General features: G+C 43.7%; 11 protein-coding genes. 6 read left to right on the forward strand and 5 right to left on the reverse strand.

What is annotated here, in order from left to right:
* From DW121_RS06960 to DW121_RS06975, 4 genes are all read right to left on the reverse strand, one after another.
* Nucleotides 1–564, reverse strand: a complete 564-nt coding sequence (locus tag DW121_RS06960) for an L-threonylcarbamoyladenylate synthase (protein ID WP_118323373.1) — start codon at nucleotides 562–564, stop codon at nucleotides 1–3.
* Nucleotides 565–725: 161 nt separating this feature from the next.
* A complete protein-coding gene (locus tag DW121_RS06965; protein ID WP_118323425.1) occupies nucleotides 726–2618 on the reverse strand; it encodes a glycoside hydrolase family 97 protein in 1893 nt (630 codons plus the stop codon).
* Nucleotides 2619–2784: 166 nt separating this feature from the next.
* Nucleotides 2785–4860, reverse strand: a complete 2076-nt coding sequence (locus DW121_RS06970) for a hypothetical protein (protein WP_117712085.1) — start codon at nucleotides 4858–4860, stop codon at nucleotides 2785–2787.
* A gap of 154 nt (nucleotides 4861–5014) precedes the next feature.
* Nucleotides 5015–7597, reverse strand: a complete 2583-nt coding sequence (locus DW121_RS06975) for a TIM-barrel domain-containing protein (protein WP_118323374.1) — start codon at nucleotides 7595–7597, stop codon at nucleotides 5015–5017.
* Between the two features lie 471 nt (nucleotides 7598–8068).
* On the opposite strand from DW121_RS06975, the gene DW121_RS06980 reads away from it, so the two are divergent.
* Nucleotides 8069–8503: an acyl-CoA thioesterase gene (locus tag DW121_RS06980; protein WP_118323375.1), complete on the forward strand. Its 435-nt coding sequence runs from the start codon at nucleotides 8069–8071 to the stop codon at nucleotides 8501–8503.
* A 49-nt stretch (nucleotides 8504–8552) separates the two neighbouring features.
* Here the strand turns inward: DW121_RS06980 and yaaA are convergent, their stop codons facing one another.
* On the reverse strand, nucleotides 8553–9317 hold the full coding sequence (gene yaaA, locus DW121_RS06985; protein WP_118323376.1) for a peroxide stress protein YaaA: 765 nt from the start codon (nucleotides 9315–9317) through the stop codon (nucleotides 8553–8555).
* Between the two features lie 240 nt (nucleotides 9318–9557).
* Here yaaA and recJ point away from each other — a divergent pair, with 240 nt between their 5' ends.
* From recJ to DW121_RS07010, 5 genes are all read left to right on the forward strand, one after another.
* Nucleotides 9558–11273 (forward strand): single-stranded-DNA-specific exonuclease RecJ, encoded by a 1716-nt coding sequence (gene recJ, locus DW121_RS06990; RefSeq protein ID WP_117712092.1) that lies wholly within the window; start codon nucleotides 9558–9560, stop codon nucleotides 11271–11273.
* Nucleotides 11274–11410: 137 nt separating this feature from the next.
* Nucleotides 11411–13336 (forward strand): ATP-dependent DNA helicase RecQ, encoded by a 1926-nt coding sequence (locus tag DW121_RS06995; protein WP_118323377.1) that lies wholly within the window; start codon nucleotides 11411–11413, stop codon nucleotides 13334–13336.
* A gap of 78 nt (nucleotides 13337–13414) precedes the next feature.
* Nucleotides 13415–14374 carry a tetratricopeptide repeat protein gene (locus DW121_RS07000; protein ID WP_118323378.1) on the forward strand — a complete coding sequence of 320 codons (960 nt, stop codon included), beginning with the start codon at nucleotides 13415–13417 and terminating at the stop codon, nucleotides 14372–14374.
* A 308-nt stretch (nucleotides 14375–14682) separates the two neighbouring features.
* Entirely contained in the window at nucleotides 14683–15531 is an 849-nt protein-coding gene (locus DW121_RS07005) for a prephenate dehydratase (RefSeq protein WP_117712097.1), read from the forward strand.
* Nucleotides 15512–16687, forward strand: coding sequence for a pyridoxal phosphate-dependent aminotransferase (locus DW121_RS07010; RefSeq protein WP_117712099.1), 1176 nt, complete (start codon nucleotides 15512–15514; stop codon nucleotides 16685–16687). The genes DW121_RS07005 and DW121_RS07010 overlap by 20 nt, the downstream gene beginning before the upstream one ends.
* Nucleotides 16688–16759: the final 72 nt, after the last annotated feature.

Raw genomic sequence — 16759 nt, forward strand, 5'->3', positions numbered from 1 at the left:
TTATTCCCGGATTATTTTGATCACACCACCTTTATCCAACTTAATAATACTGGACGGTTTCGGATTACTCATCTCTTCTTGCCGGTAGCCCACAATATAATCTACTGCGGACTTAACCTCTTCACTTATTTCATTGAAACTTTTCGGTGAGGGTTGCCCACTAATATTCGCAGACGTAGAAACAATTGCCTTACGAAACTGCTGGCACAGACGCTTTGAAAACTCCTCATTCGTCACCCTAATACCCACGCTACCGTCTTCTGCCAGCAGATTTTCCGCCAGATTACGTGCACCCGAATAAATAATAGTCAACGGTTTATCTGCCAACTCTATCAAGTCCCATGCCACCTCCGGAACATCCTGAACATAGAAATCCACCTTTACAGAAGAATCTACCAACACAAGCATTGCCTTGCTGTCTTGACGCTGCTTTATTTCATATACACGGCGCACCGCATCTTCATTGGTAGCGTCACAACCGATTCCCCAAATGGTATCGGTGGGATACAGAATCACACCACCCTCCCGCATTACTTGGCAGGCTTTTTTAATGTCTTCTATCATTTCTTGATATATAAATACAGTGATTAATACGCAAAAGTAGTGTTTTTTATTTTGCTATTACCTATCAAGCACCTATTTAATTTAGAAAGGAGACAAAGCTATAAGACACACTATTACTCTTACCTATCTGAAAATCAACAATAATAAGCAACAGGATATTCTCATTTTATGACGGCTGCAAAGCCACCACGTGGTAAACATTCTATTACCAAATCGTTTTTTTCGTCTGTCAAAGGAATATTTTCTTCAATAGTAAAATGGTTATCATCTACACCATCTTTGAACAAAGAAATTTTCTTACCGCTAACAGGTATTTTATCCAAAGGCACATGAAGAGTACTTGCCTCATTAGTCCCATTAACACCTCCAATATACCACACCTCACCTTTACGACGCGCTATAATCACTTCTTTTCCCGGATAGCCGCCCAGCAGCTTCGTATCATCCCAAGCTGTAGGCAATTCTGATAAAAGTTTTTTCACAGGTGCAGGCAGGCTATAATAAACAGACGGTCTATCGGGCATATGTTGTAAAGCTGATTCAAAGATTACAGGCAATGCCAATTCATGAGCATATGAAGTTATATGCGGATGTTGAGAGTTGGAGAAAGTTCCCGGAGTATAATCCATCGGTCCTACCACATTCCTCGTAAAAGGTAAAGTCGCATTATGCTCGGCTGCCCGATTTGTCAATATTGGAGCATTATTATACCATTCCGCGCCATACACTCCTTCCACTGACATCATATGAGGATATGTACGTTGCCATCCTCTCGGGATAGTCGCTCCATGAAAATTAATCATCAATTTATACTTTACAGCATCTTCAAGCAAATCTAAATAATAGTTCATGGTAGAAACACTATCACCTGAGAAGAAATCTACTTTAATACCGGCAATTCCCATATTATTTAACCACGCATATTCTTTCTCTCGGTTCTCTTTCTTATTCAAGCGATACAAGGGGCCAGGACCAATCCAGTTGGTACTTGAATTATACCAAAGAAGCGGTTTTATTCCTTTGCCCAAGGCATATTTCACCGCGTCTTCAAGAGTTCCTCCATTTCCCATTTCATCCCATTCCCAATCTATCAAATCATAAGGCCAATTCATTTCAACGGCCAAATCAATATATTCCTTTACTTTTTGATAATCCTTAGAGCCATGGTTATGTGCCCAATATATCCAAGATACCATACCGGAATTTATCCATTCCGTATTTTCCACTTTAGAAGGATCTGATACATCTGTCACCAATGTCGACTCTACAATATCAGACAGAGTTCCTATAATGAGCACCCTCCAAGGAGAAACCCATATCCCCTCTGCGACCTGCTTTTTATCAGCCAAACTAACCTGATACCTATCACGGTCATTACCATTAGATAAAAAAGAGCCGCAATGTCCCCGCCTGATATTCGCTTCCGTTATCAATACAAATACAGAATCACACAATTCAACAAGGCCGGGATATCCCCAAAGATTAACTTCCGGACGGCCTGCCAACGTTCCGTCTGTCGACAATGGAAAAAACTTTTCGTAGCCCGGATCATATTGTTGCATCCACCTTTTAACCCCTTGCGGAACATTATACGCAGTGTACTCATCAATGACATACTCTTTACCTGCAGTCGTATTAATCGCATATTTGAAAGCAACTCCGTCGTCATATACTCTGAATGTTATATCCAACACCTCGCCTTTTTTATTCTCAAAAGAATAGACTCTTTCAGAAGCATCGTTCACGCAATGGCTGCGTTTTCCCGTTATCATTTCATAATCATCAACAACCTGTGTTACCCCGGATACTGATTTTAGCTTCAAATCTCCACAAAACTTCTGCACATCTGTCGCCAACCCCAATTCCGTTTTAGAAAGAACCGGCTCCCCTTTATAATATACAGAAAAAGTGACTGCACCATAGACATCTTCTTCAGCCGGCTCCACCATTACTTTCAGTTTACCTGCCGGAGATGTTATTTCAAACAAGTTTGTGCTGCACGAACTAATGATAATACCGGCTAATATTAGCCATATACACTTTACTAATTTCATATTCTCTTTCATTCTATAAATTAACAGGTAAACAAAACTGACATTTTCCATTAATCTTACTCTCTCGGAGAGTTTATCTGCATTTATATAAGAGAGGAAGTGCAAAACGATAACTGCAATTCGTTTTACACATCCTCATCATCAAACCAGAAGATTGTTGACAATTTTATAATATGGAAGACTTAAATTTAATCTTGTAGGTCTTTACCACCCCCTTATTGTCAAACTTCACAACAGCTGTTCTTGAATCCGAATCGGCTTGAGTAACGACTATTTTCACTTTCTTATCTGTTACAGAAGCAGATACTGTCGGAAACTCTGTTACCTCAGACGGAAGTTCATAAACCGTCTCGTATAAGTCATAGCCGGTAATACCATTTTTCTCTGTGGAACGGACAGGCGTTACCGGGATTTCAACAGGCTTTCCATTAACCGTTATATTTATTTCAGGAACAAGCGGACGAACTATTTTCTTCTTTTTTGAACTAAAACCTAAGCCAATCAGATCAAAAAGTTCTTCTCCTTCACCTTCCGCTACAAGAAATATTGCATGTTTCTTATCTAAGTGGTCTACAAATTGTGATACATCAACCGCAAATTGAGTTACTTCCTGCACCGAATTTTCCGGAACCACAATTTCACCAATTTTTGTCCCTTTCCAAACCTTATTATCCCATGGACCATCCAACCATACATTAACTTTGAATGTTCTTGAGGTCTTTGGTGTAAGGAAAAGATTAAATGCTGTTTTGTTCCCTTTTTGAGTTCCTTTGAAAGCTTTCAAGCCTAACTTATCTTTATCCAGTCCACCGAAACCAAAATATTTATATCCTATTATATGACCATTCTTCACATTAGTAATAGAAGCATGATTATCCCAAATATCCCATGAATCTTGTTGAAGACTAACATCAGAAAGATAACATGCAAACCCGGCTGAATAATACCGATAAGGATCAAGACCAAAAATATGAAAACCCTCTGAAGTTACCTCAGCACCCTTATATTCATAACCTTGCGCATCTTTAGCTGTCCAAATACTATCTTTTGCATACGGATTATACCCCTTGATGGAAACTCTTCCACCCTCAGCCACAGGCTTCTCATCCCATTCCACATGAATTGGAGCTACTACCGACTGGCGTGCATTTCCAAATCCACGAGGTGGACGGTGATAAAACACATACCATTGTCCATTAATCTGTTCTATACTGCCATGAGTATTATGCGCCGCATTAGTTGTCTGTAATCGGGTACCATCTTGATTCAACACCGGTGCACGTGAATCAACCAAAACACCACCACTCTTCCATGGACCCAATGGCGAATCACCATAAGCATAACGCAAAGTGGAATTTGTCATACCCAATCCGTATTCACGACCGGAATATCCGCTGTAAATGGTTACATATTTATTTCCAATCTTACGAATAGAAGAGGCTTCAAAGAAATTAAATGCCTTAAGATCCTCTCCCGGATAAATATGTGGGTATGAAATCGAATCGCGGGTAGAACCATTTCTACGGCCTGCAGGCATAAAATATGGAATAACATCTGTTCCGGGACGTACGGAATACATCGTATTTTGATCTAACTGGGCTGCTAATGAACGCTGGAATCCCCAATATCCGTATGCTCTGAAGCCTATTTCATAGTCAGGATCATTAGGATCTGTAACATACTCAATATACACAGAAGGGTCAAATCCCATAATACTTCCGGGTAATGTTTTCGTACCGTCAGCAGTCAAATTGATAGGAGTAAAAGGCCCGTCGGGACGATCTCCTTTAGCAACCATCGCCTCCCTGTTCCGACCGCGGCTATGAGGATATAAATAATATTCTTTCTTACCGTCTTTTCTTCTTACCTCAACAAGATCGGGAGCATACATCACATCCCATTTTCCTCCTGTCTGATAGGTAAAAATCGGTCCTTCGTCACGCCAACTGGACAAATCTTCAACAGGAGCCGACCACATTCTTATGTCCGCACCGCAATAACTATTAAAACGAAGGTCGTGTGATCCAATGATATAAGCACGATATTTCCCGGGATGATCAGGATCTTCAAAAACACGTGGTTCACCATCAGGCAGATGCTCCCATAATGGTAAATATGGGTTACCTGCTCCTTGATAAACAAATTTAGAAGTCTTTGAGTCACCGCCACCAGCCATTGCTTTCGTTGCTGAAAATCCGCATATAGCCAAAAATAAAAGTAATATTACCGATTTGTTTTTCATGATGTTAAGAATGTAAAATATTATGTCGCAAATGTACACCATTACCATTTATGGGTTCAATAATCATGTTACACATTTATTTCCTGTTGTTACATAATGGACTAAATATGCTTAAATTCAACAATCAAATGCTTTCTTCCGTCTCATAATCTTATTATGGTAATCGGACTGTCATCTTCTTACCTTGATATACAACAGTCTTTTCCGCAGACGGACTTATTATACGGAAAGTTCTACTTAATTGCATACCGGGATATTCTCCTTCTCGTTCTTCTATTGTCAATACTCGTTTATGATTATTCCATTGGAACATAATATTACTGTACGCACCATTCTCGTAATTATAATTATCTCCCTCATCTTCGTATAAAGTAAATGAAGCATCTTCACCCGGATAAATATATATTTCCAGTGGAGTATTAGGTCTTTCCAAAGCATATTGCTTTTTCATACCCATAGGAAGAATAGTTCCCGCTTTTACAAATACCGGAATCCGATCTATTGTAACCGGAATATCAACGTATTGCCCTCCTTCGTAGGTCTTGCCATTCCAAAAATCGACCCAACCTGCCGTATGTTCAGGAAGATAGGTTCTCCAGTTTCGTACATTACCTTGAGTTATAGGATTAATCAATAAAGATTTTCCAAACATATATTCATTTTCTTGTTTCAAGGCCTCTTTGTCTTGTGAAAAGTCAAAAATCAACGGACGCATAAAAGTCCCTCCCTGATAAGCTACAAATGCTGCCTGTGAATAGATATAAGGCAGTAAACGATAGCGCAAATCTAAAAACTCAGAAATAATATGCTCCACCTGTTCACCATATCGCCAAGGTTCTGTCTGGCTCATATAGCCATGAATACGCATCAATGGAAGAAAAGTTCCGGTTTGTATCCAACGCAACATTCGTTCTTGATAGTCTTTATTGGTATACTGATCAGACGGGCGGAAGAAACCACCCGCATCATATGTCCACCAAGGCAAACCGGTTGCCATTTGTCCTAAGCCACCGGCTATTTGCCGACGAAGTGTTTCCCAATCATTACCGACATCGCCCGACCATGTTACTGCACCATACCGTTGTATACCCGAGAAACCGCTTCGCGTCAATATCATGGCACGTCGTCCCGGGTCATCTTTGCGTAAACCTTCATAAACTGTCTTATTTACAAATAACGGGTAAACATTACGAAAAAACTCACCCGGCGTTTTCCCGTTATTTACTCGGCGATTCAACAAGTCATCGTTTTCAGGCTCAGTAGCATCTTGCCACCACGCATCAATTTTATAAGGTTTCAACAATTTACCACTAAAATTCTGCCAATAGAATGCAGCGGCATCAGGATTAAAGAAATCAATCCAATCCGTACCGGGGATATAAAATCCTTTTGACTCCATTTGTTTGCCAAGTGTCGATTGCTTGTCTATCTTAGACCAAACGGATAGCATCAGGTGCATATTCATGTCATGAAGTTCACGAACCATTTTACCCGGATCCGGATATTTACTTTCATCAAATTGCATAGCATTCCAGCCATATTTCCCCCACCATTGCCAATCTTGTACAATCACATCCACAGGCAGTTTACGTTTCCTAAATTCACGTGCATTTTCCAGTAATTCACTCTGAGTATTATAGCGCTCCCGGCAATGTATATAACCCAATGCCCAAAGTGGCAACATAGGAGTCTCACCTGTCAACTGCCTATAACTGGCTACTATTTCATCTGCATTTCCGGAGAATACAGTATAGTCCAATGACCGGGCCACCGGTGAACGAAAAACAGTCTCATCAGTCACTTGTCTCCAATATAATACAGGAGCATCTTCCTGTACGCCTTGCACTTCAACAAAATGTTCCCCCTTCGATAAATTTACAATAACTGAAGTTGTGGGTGGAAGCCACAAATTATTGACATCAACAATTTTATTCCCATCAATAGAAATGTAATGTTTACGCGCCATGCGTTGTCCTACATCCAGCAACAATCCGTACTGTCCGTCAGCCGGGACACTAAATCTTGCCGTAAACGACTTAAAAAGCCGAGTTTCACGCTTATTGCCTTTTGTACTTGTTGCATCTACCGTAACCGCTTGCACACCGGTTTCTGCAGGTAACAGCTTTACAGATTCATCAGCCGGATTAAAATCCGTCAGACCATAGTTATTCCACAATATACCATACCCCTTATTGGAAAGGACAAAAGGAACTGCTATTTGCGTATTTACCTGCGTAAGACGTCTGGTTAACCCTCGCACATTCAAGTAACCGTCTTGAAACTGTCCCGTACCAAACAAATATTCATCAACAGGCGATAAAAAATGTTGTTCAACCTCAAAAACCGGTTCCCCTTGAACCGTAGAATTTTGCAACACACGTCCTCCTTCTTTCTCTTGCAAAATAATCTGCCCTTTAGAATCAGTAAAAGTCAATGTATGACGCAACTTATCATAAACAACAATTATTTTATCAAGAGAAAGCTTTAATGATTTACTATCCTCTTTTATCTTATACACAGGAGACTCTACCTCTTCCGTATAAATTAACTCTTGCTCCGGAATATTTTTTTCTTTGGTAAACCTTATACGAACTGCATTCTGATTGAGCGGTTGTAAAGAAAGGATTCCTGCAGGCAATTCAATGTCTACACCACTGTTTTTAAAAGATTCACTTTGAGCAAAAACTGTAAAACTGGCAATTAACAACGTAAATAAAAATAGTGTTTTTCGTGTCATATTTTGTGTTTTTAACAAATCGGTTATAATAATTATAGCAAAACATATTGCTACAAGGACTTACAACAAAGATATAGTACCTTTATTTCCGCACCTATTCCGTTACCATAAAAAATCAACGTAACGCTTTACGTTGATTTTAATTCATATTAACAAGCACTATCACTCATCGCACTAATCGAGATAAATGAAACTTTACCATATCCCGATAATTCTACTCTACTAATCTTATCCGGAATAATTTACTTTTGCCGGATAACGATTTGATAAGTATTTGATTCTCTATTCATTAATTACAAATCTATGAATAGACAGTAAACTTTAATAGGATTAAAAAGAAAAAGCTCTATCTTTGCTCAAGATTAACAGTATATTTTAGTTTATTTATTGAGACATTGATTATCTTTATTCCCGTACATTGCAAATTTTGCATTTTACGTTGATATTACAAACAAAGTTTAAGGAAAAACAATGGAAGAGATTAAATTTAACCACACATTACCTATACAATTGCGTTTTAACGACGTTGACAAATTCGGTCACGTCAACAACACCGTCTACTTTTCTTTTTACGATTTGGGTAAAACTGAATATTTCGCTTCCGTATGTCCACACGTCGACTGGCAAAAAGACGGGATTGTCGTTGTCCACATAGAAGCCGACTTCCTTGCACAAATTTATAGCTCCGACCACATTGCCGTACAGACTGCCGTAACTAAAATCGGAACAAAAAGTTTTCACCTTGCCCAACGTGTTATAGACACGGAAACACACGAAGTGAAATGTATCTGTACCTCCGTTATGGTAACTTACGACCTTAACAAACACGAGTCCAAACCGCTGACAGAAGAATGGATTGATGCTATCTGCAAATACGAAGGACGGGATTTACGCAAAAAACAATAAAGCAATGTTTTCCGTAACATTATCATATCTATTGGCTAATGGTTAATTTTCATCCCAACGTAAACAACAGATGACTGTCCGTACTGCGTTTTTCATCGAAAGCAAAGCCTTCCCATGAAAAACTTCTCAAATCTTCAGGACGTTCTATACGGTTCTTGATGATGTAGCGCACCATTTCCCCCCGGCACATTTTTGCATAAATAACAATAGTCTTCAACTGCCCGTCTTTCCAAACCTGAAAATCAGGCGTAATAACCCGTGTTTCTTTTTCCACCCGCTTCCAGTCAAACAGTTCTTTCATCTCACCGCTTGCCAGATTAACCAATACACCACCCCGTCTTTTAATCTCCTCAATAAAATAATCCGTCAACAACGGTTTCCAATAATTGAACATGGAAAGTCCGCCTTTTTCGGGTAACCGCACATCACCTTCCAAACGATAAGGCTTGATTCCATCCAGCGGACGGAGCAACCCATAAAGAAAAGAAGTAATACGGAGATGATTTTGTGCATAACGAAAATCATCAGCCGTAAAGTCCTTTGGCAAGACACGTTTAAAGACAGCTCCCGTATATGCACCAATCGCCGGCATAGGTTGATTGTCTTCCGAACAGAAATCGTGAAAACGAATCCTGTTTTCCGCTGCAATCTTGGCATTCACCTTCAAGAGTTTTTCCAACTCTATGGCAGGTATCTGCGACATTTCCAATGCATTCTGCACAGCCTCCGTTTCAAAATGCGGAACGGTGACTTCAGGCACTTTCAAGGAGCAGCGCGACGCCATAGTCTTGGCGCAAGAAATGAAAGTAAGCATAATCTCAACCTGTTTTTAATGAATAAAAGAGTCCTACTTATTTAGACCCTACAAAAATAAAAGGATTTTAGGAGAGAATACGCATCGTTAAGAATATTTTCTATAGAATTCACATCGGTTTCAAGAGTTTTTCATACCTTTACAGCTTGTTGGAGAAATAGCATACAGCAAGCGGACAGTGAAAACTCCCTTTTTATTCTCCGGCACTTTGCGATAGAAAAAGAAAAAATAATATATAAAATGACTCACAAATGGAATTATTTACCCATTACATCCGATCAGGCAGAAGCAAGCCAACGACTGGCCCAAGAATTAGGGATTAGCCCAGTACTTGGGGAATTGCTGGTGGAGCGGGGAATAACAACGGCAGCAACAGCCAAGAAGTTTTTCCGCCCGCAACTACCGGATTTGCACGACCCGTTCCTTATGAAAGATATGGACGTGGCCATAGAGCGCCTGAACAAGGCAATGGGAAAGAAAGAGCGCATTCTGATTTATGGAGATTACGATGTAGACGGAACCACCGCCGTGGCTTTGGTCTACAAGTTTATTCAACAGTTCTACTCGAACATAGACTATTACATACCCGACCGCTACAATGAAGGGTATGGAGTTTCAACCAAAGGTGTGGACTACGCCGCCGAAACCGGTGTGGGATTGATTATCGTATTGGATTGCGGCATCAAGGCCGTAGACGAAATCGCATACGCCAAAGAAAAAGGCATCGATTTCATCATCTGCGACCACCACGTACCCGATGAAGTATTACCCCCTGCCGTAGCCATATTGAACGCCAAGCGCGAAGACAACACCTATCCCTACGAACACCTTTCGGGTTGCGGGGTAGGCTTTAAATTCATGCAGGCGTTTGCCATCAGCAACGGCATTGAGTTTCATCATCTGATTCCCCTATTGGACTTGGTTGCGGTCAGCATCGCTTCGGACATCGTACCGATTATGGGAGAGAACCGCATACTTGCCTATCACGGTCTGAAACAGCTCAACAGCAATCCGAGCGTAGGCTTGAAAGCCATTATCGACGTATGCGGACTGTCGGAAAAGGAGATTACCGTCAGCGATATAGTATTCAAGATAGGCCCGCGCATCAACGCATCGGGACGCATCCAAAACGGTAAGGAAGCGGTAGACTTACTGACAGAAAAGGACTTCTCGCTTGCTTTGGAGAAAGCCGGGCAAATCAACCAATACAACGAAACCCGTAAGGACCTCGACAAGACGATGACCGAGGAGGCGAATCAAATCGTTGCCGAACTGGAAGGGCTGGCCGACCGCCGTTCTATCGTGTTGTACAACGAAGACTGGCATAAAGGAGTAATCGGCATTGTCGCTTCCCGCCTGACGGAAGTATATTATCGTCCCGCCGTAGTACTGACACGTACGGATGACATGGCAACCGGTTCGGCACGTTCCGTTTCCGGCTTCGATGTGTACAAAGCCATTGAATACTGCAGGGATTTGCTGGAGAACTTCGGCGGTCACACCTATGCCGCCGGCCTGTCCATGAAAGTGGAAAACGTCCCCGCCTTCACCGAACGCTTTGAAGAATTCGTTTCACAGCATATCCTGCCTGAACAAACCAGCGCCGTAATCGACATCAATGCAGAAATAGACTTCCGGGATATTACACCCAAATTCTGCAACGATTTAAAGAAGTTCAACCCGTTTGGTCCCGACAATACCAAGCCTGTATTCTGTACCCATAACGTGTACGACTACGGAACCAGTAAAGTCGTAGGACGCGACCAAGAACATATCAAACTGGAATTAGTGGATAACAAATCGAACAACGTAATGAATGGCATCGCCTTCGGACAAAGTTCCCACGTTCGCTACATCAAGACCAAACGTTCGTTTGACATTTGCTACACCATTGAAGAAAACACCCACAAACGGGGAGAAGTGCAATTGCAAATTGAAGACATAAAACCGAATTAGCCGAAAAAGGTTGTGTCAAAATATACAGGATGCCTTTTTTAGGCACGGACTACACGGATTTCACAGATTTATTTTATCCTTTTTCCGTGAAATCCGTGTAATCCGCGCCTAAAAAGAAACAAAGAACAAGCGTTTTTATGACATATCTCCTTCAACCTTCAACTCTCAACTCTCAACTCTTAAAACAGTATTGGGGATACGACCGCTTCCGGGGAATCCAGGAAGACATTATCAACAGTATCAGTGAGAACAAAGACACATTGGGACTGATGCCTACGGGCGGCGGCAAGTCCATAACTTTTCAAGTTCCGGCACTTGCCAAAGACGGATTATGTCTGGTCATTACCCCCCTGATAGCCCTGATGAAAGACCAAGTGCAAAATCTAAGGAAGCGAGGCATCAAAGCGCTTGCCATCTACTCCGGCATGAGCCGGCAGGACATCATCACAACTCTCGAAAACTGCATCTTCGGCAACTATAAGTTCCTCTACATCTCTCCCGAACGGCTGGATACGGAAATCTTCCGCACCAAACTGCGGAAAATGAAGGTCAGCATGATTACGGTAGACGAAAGCCATTGCATTTCGCAATGGGGATATGACTTCCGCCCCGCCTACCTGAAAATTGCGGAAATACGTGAACTGCTGCCGGACATACCGGTTTTGGCCCTGACAGCTACCGCCACTCCGGAAGTTGTGAAGGACATCCAAACCCGCTTGCATTTCCGCCGGGAAAATGTATTCCGCATGAGTTTCGAGCGGAACAACCTTGCCTATATCGTCCGCAAGACAGAGAACAAAACAGCCGAACTGCTGCATATACTGCGCAGTATGCCCGGCAGCGCCATTGTGTACGTACGCAACCGCCGCCGTACCAAAGAAATCACCGAACTGCTGAATAATGAGGACATCACAGCCGACTTCTACCATGCCGGACTGGACGATGCCACCAAAGACATCCGCCAGCACCGCTGGCAATCCGGTGAAAGCCGCGTCATGGTAGCCACCAATGCCTTCGGAATGGGAATAGACAAGCCGGATGTACGCATCGTTATCCACATGGATTTGCCCGACTCCATAGAAGCCTATTTCCAAGAAGCCGGAAGAGCCGGACGCGACGGGCAAAAGGCCTATGCCGTCATCCTATATGCCAAGTCGGACAAGACCACGCTGCACAAGCGCATACCCGACACTTTTCCTGAAAAGGAGTACATCAAAGATGTGTACGAGCATCTTCAATACTACTACCAGATGGCAATGGGAGACGGACTGGAATGCGTGCGTGAGTTCAACATCGAAGATTTCTGCCGTAAGTTCAAGTACTTCCCCGTTCCGGTGGACAGCGCACTGAAAATCCTGACTCAGGCTGGCTATCTGGAATATACCGGCGAACAAGACAACACCTCACGTATTCTCTTCACCATACGCAGAGACGAACTTTACAGACTGCGCGAAATGGGCGAAGACATGGACAAACTCATTCAAGCCGTACTCCGTTCCTATACAGGGGTATTTACAGACTACACCTATATCAACGAAGATTCGCTTGCCGTGCGCACAGGACTTACCCGCCGGCAAATCTACGAACAGCTGGTTCATCTTGCCAAACTGCGCATCGTAAGCTACATTCCCCACAAAAAGACACCTTATATAATATACACGCGCGAACGCGTCGAGGCGCAACGCATCAATCTCTCCCCGGAAATCTACGAAGAACGGAAAGCCCGTTATGAAGCACGCATCAATTCCATACTGGAATACGTAACCAATGACACCGTATGCCGTAGCCGTATGCTGCTGGATTACTTCGGAGAGAAAAACGAACATAACTGCGGGCAGTGCGACACCTGCATCAGTCTACGCAACAAGCCGGCAACCGATAAGCCGGGCCAAAAGGAACTTGCCGGGAAGATACAAGAAATATTGTCTTCCGCCCCGCAAACTCCCGCCGGTCTGCTCGAACAAATTCAGACGGACAAAGAGCTTTTGACCGAGACATTGCACCAATTATTAGACGAAGGAAAAATTATTGCCGCCAACGGAATACTGCAAATCAAAAAATAAATCATTACTTTTGTGCAGTGCATTCACACATTAATCCTGTCAACCTATTAAAAACATAACTAAAACAATATCACAGCCATGGGATTCTTTAAATCTTTTTTCTCCGGCAAACCGACCAGTCCGGAAGAGGAAAAACAAAAAAATAATCAGAAGAACTTTGAGATATTCAAGTACGACGGTATGCGAGCCCAGCGCATGGGACGCGCCGACTATGCCATAAAATGCTTCACCGAAGCCCTTGCACTGCAAGAAGACTTCGAGACAATGGGATATCTGGCACAAGTGTATATCCAGTCCAACGAACCGGGCGAAGCCCGCAAGCTGTTGGAGAAAATGACCCAAGTGGAACCGGAGCATACCTCCACCTTCCTCACCCTTGCCAACGTCTGCTATATACAAGAGGACTACGCCGCCATGGCGGAAGCCGCCCAAAAAGCCATCGCCATTGAAGAAGGCAATGCCATGGCGCATTATCTGCTGGGCAAAGCCGACAACGGGCAGGACGACGGCATCATGTGCATCGCCCATCTCACAAAGGCCATCGTACTGAAGGACGACTTCACCGAAGCCCGTCTGTTGCGTGCCGAAGCCCTGACGAAGATGCAGCAATACAAAGAAGCCATGGAAGACATAGACGCCATACTTGCCCAAGACCCGGACGACGAAAGCGCCATACTGCTTCGCGGAAAGATAAAAGAAGCAACCGGCGCCGAAGCCGAAGCGGAAGCCGACTACCTCCATATAACCGAGCTGAATCCGTTCAACGAGCAAGCATTCCTCTACTTGGGACAGCTGTATATCGTTCAGAAAAAGCTGGCCGAAGCTATCGCCTTGTTCGACGAGGCCATTGAGCTGAATCCCAACTTTGCCCAAGCCTACCACGAACGCGGGCGTGCCAAACTGCTGAACGGCGACAAAGAAGGTTCTATGGAAGACATGAAGCGCGGACTGGAACTGAACCCGAAAGACCTGCAAGGATTCACCGGACAATATGGCAATCAGCCGGGCAACAATACGACAAATGTATTGGGATTGTAAAAGATTATCTATAAATTGATGCAAATATCAAAAAAAACATTGTTTTTTATTTGCGTATAAAAGAAAAGTATTACTTTTGTCGCGTAATTCAAAACAAAAAAAACAGCAAGGATGAAATCATTTACTTATGCATATTGCTTCTTTTTTTACTTTTACTTTAGCCGGAAAGTAGAGCGGGAGTTTGTATGTATCAAGTGACAGTGATGCTTAAGAACTGAATAGAGAACTAAGTAATATATAGAATCCCGCTCCATTGTATGGAAGCGGGATTTTTTTGTAGCATAAACTAAGAAAAAAAATAGTCAGGAATGAAAAAAGTAGCCATTCAAGGAACATTAGGTTCGTATCACGACATTGCCGCACACAAGTACTTCGAGGGAGAAGAAATACAGCTTATCTGCTGTGCCAGCTTTGAAGATGTATTTGCAGCTGTCAAGAAAGACAGCCAGACCATAGGTATGCTGGCAATAGAAAATACGATTGCAGGCAGCTTGCTGCACAACAATGAGCTTCTGCGCCAAAGCGGTGCGCAGATTGTAGGCGAATATAAGTTGCGCATCTCGCACAGTTTCGTCTGCCTGCCCGAAGAGGATTGGGACGACATCACCGAAGTTAATTCCCATCCCATCGCTCTGATGCAGTGCCGCGAGTTCCTCGGGCAGCACCCCCGCATCAAGGTAGTGGAAGGTGAAGACACCGCCCTCAGCGCGGAGACTATCAAGAAAGAGAACCTGAAAGGGCACGCCGCCATCTGTTCCAAAGCCGCCGCCGAACGCTATGGCATGAAGATTCTGCAGGAAGGCATCGAAACAAACAAGCACAACTTCACCCGCTTTCTGGTTGTGGCAGACCCGTGGCAGGTGGACGAGCTGAACCGCCACCGCAGCAAGGAGGTAAACAAGGCAAGCATGGTATTCACACTGCCGCATACCGAGGGAAGCCTCTCACAGGTATTGTCCATCCTGTCTTTCTACCGCATCAACCTGACAAAGATACAATCGCTGCCCATCATCGGGCGCGAATGGGAATATCAATTCTATGTAGACGTAGTTTTCGACAATGTACTGAAGTATAAACAATCTATCGTGGCCATCACCCCACTGACCAAAGAACTTAAAATATTAGGAGAATACGAAGATGGAAAATCAAATATCTAAAATAAAACCCGCCGACCGACTGGCAAGCGTAAGCGAATACTACTTCTCTAAAAAACTGAAAGAGGTGGCGCAGATGAACGCCGAAGGCAAGGATGTAATCAGTCTGGGCATCGGAAGCCCCGATATGCCCCCTTCGGAAAGTACCATACAGACACTTTGCGATGCGGCGCGCAACCCCGACGGACATGGCTACCAACCCTACGTGGGCATCCCCGAGCTGCGCCGCAGCTTTGCCGGCTGGTATAAGAAATGGTACGGCGTGGAGTTGAACCCGAACACGGAAATACAGCCGCTCATCGGTTCCAAAGAAGGTATTCTGCACGTCACGCTGGCTTTCGTCAATCCCGGCGAACAGGTATTGGTTCCCAATCCCGGCTATCCCACCTATACATCATTGAGCAAGATACTGGGCGCCGAGGTAGTGAACTACAACCTGAAAGAGGAAAACGGCTGGATGCCCGACTTCGACGAACTGGAGAAAATGGATATGAGCCGCGTAAAACTGATGTGGACCAATTATCCCAATATGCCGACAGGAGCGAATGCCACACCGGAACTTTACCAAAAGCTGGTGGACTTTGCACGGCGAAAGGACATTGTCATCGTCAACGACAACCCGTACAGCTTTATCCTGAACGAACGCCCTATCAGCATCCTCAGCATTCCGGGAGCAAAGGAATGCTGCATCGAGTTCAACTCCATGAGTAAAAGCCACAATATGCCGGGTTGGCGCATCGGCATGCTCGCATCCAATGCAGACTTCGTACAATGGATACTGAAAGTGAAGAGCAACATAGACAGCGGTATGTTCCGCGCCATGCAGCTGGCCGCCGCCACCGCCCTCGAAGCCGGTGAAGAATGGTACGAAGGCAACAATAAGAACTATCGCGGACGCCGCCGGCTGGCAGGAGAAATCATGCATGAGTTGGGATGCGCTTACGATGAGAATCAGGTGGGTATGTTCCTTTGGGGAAAGATACCCGACAGCTGCGCCGATGTAGAGGAGCTGACCGAACGGGTGTTGCACGAAGCGCGCGTATTCATCACTCCGGGATTTATCTTCGGCAGCAACGGAAAAAGATACATCCGCATCTCGCTTTGCTGCAAGGACAACAAACTGGCGGAAGCGTTGAAACGCATCAAGGAAATGAAGTAATATCTTTACAGAAGGCTTCTGTCCCGAGAAAGGCGGCATCCGTTTTACTAAAACGGATACGGAGATTTACTA

Source organism: Bacteroides sp. AM10-21B (genome assembly GCF_003472565.1).
GTDB lineage: Bacteria > Bacteroidota > Bacteroidia > Bacteroidales > Bacteroidaceae > Bacteroides > Bacteroides propionicigenes.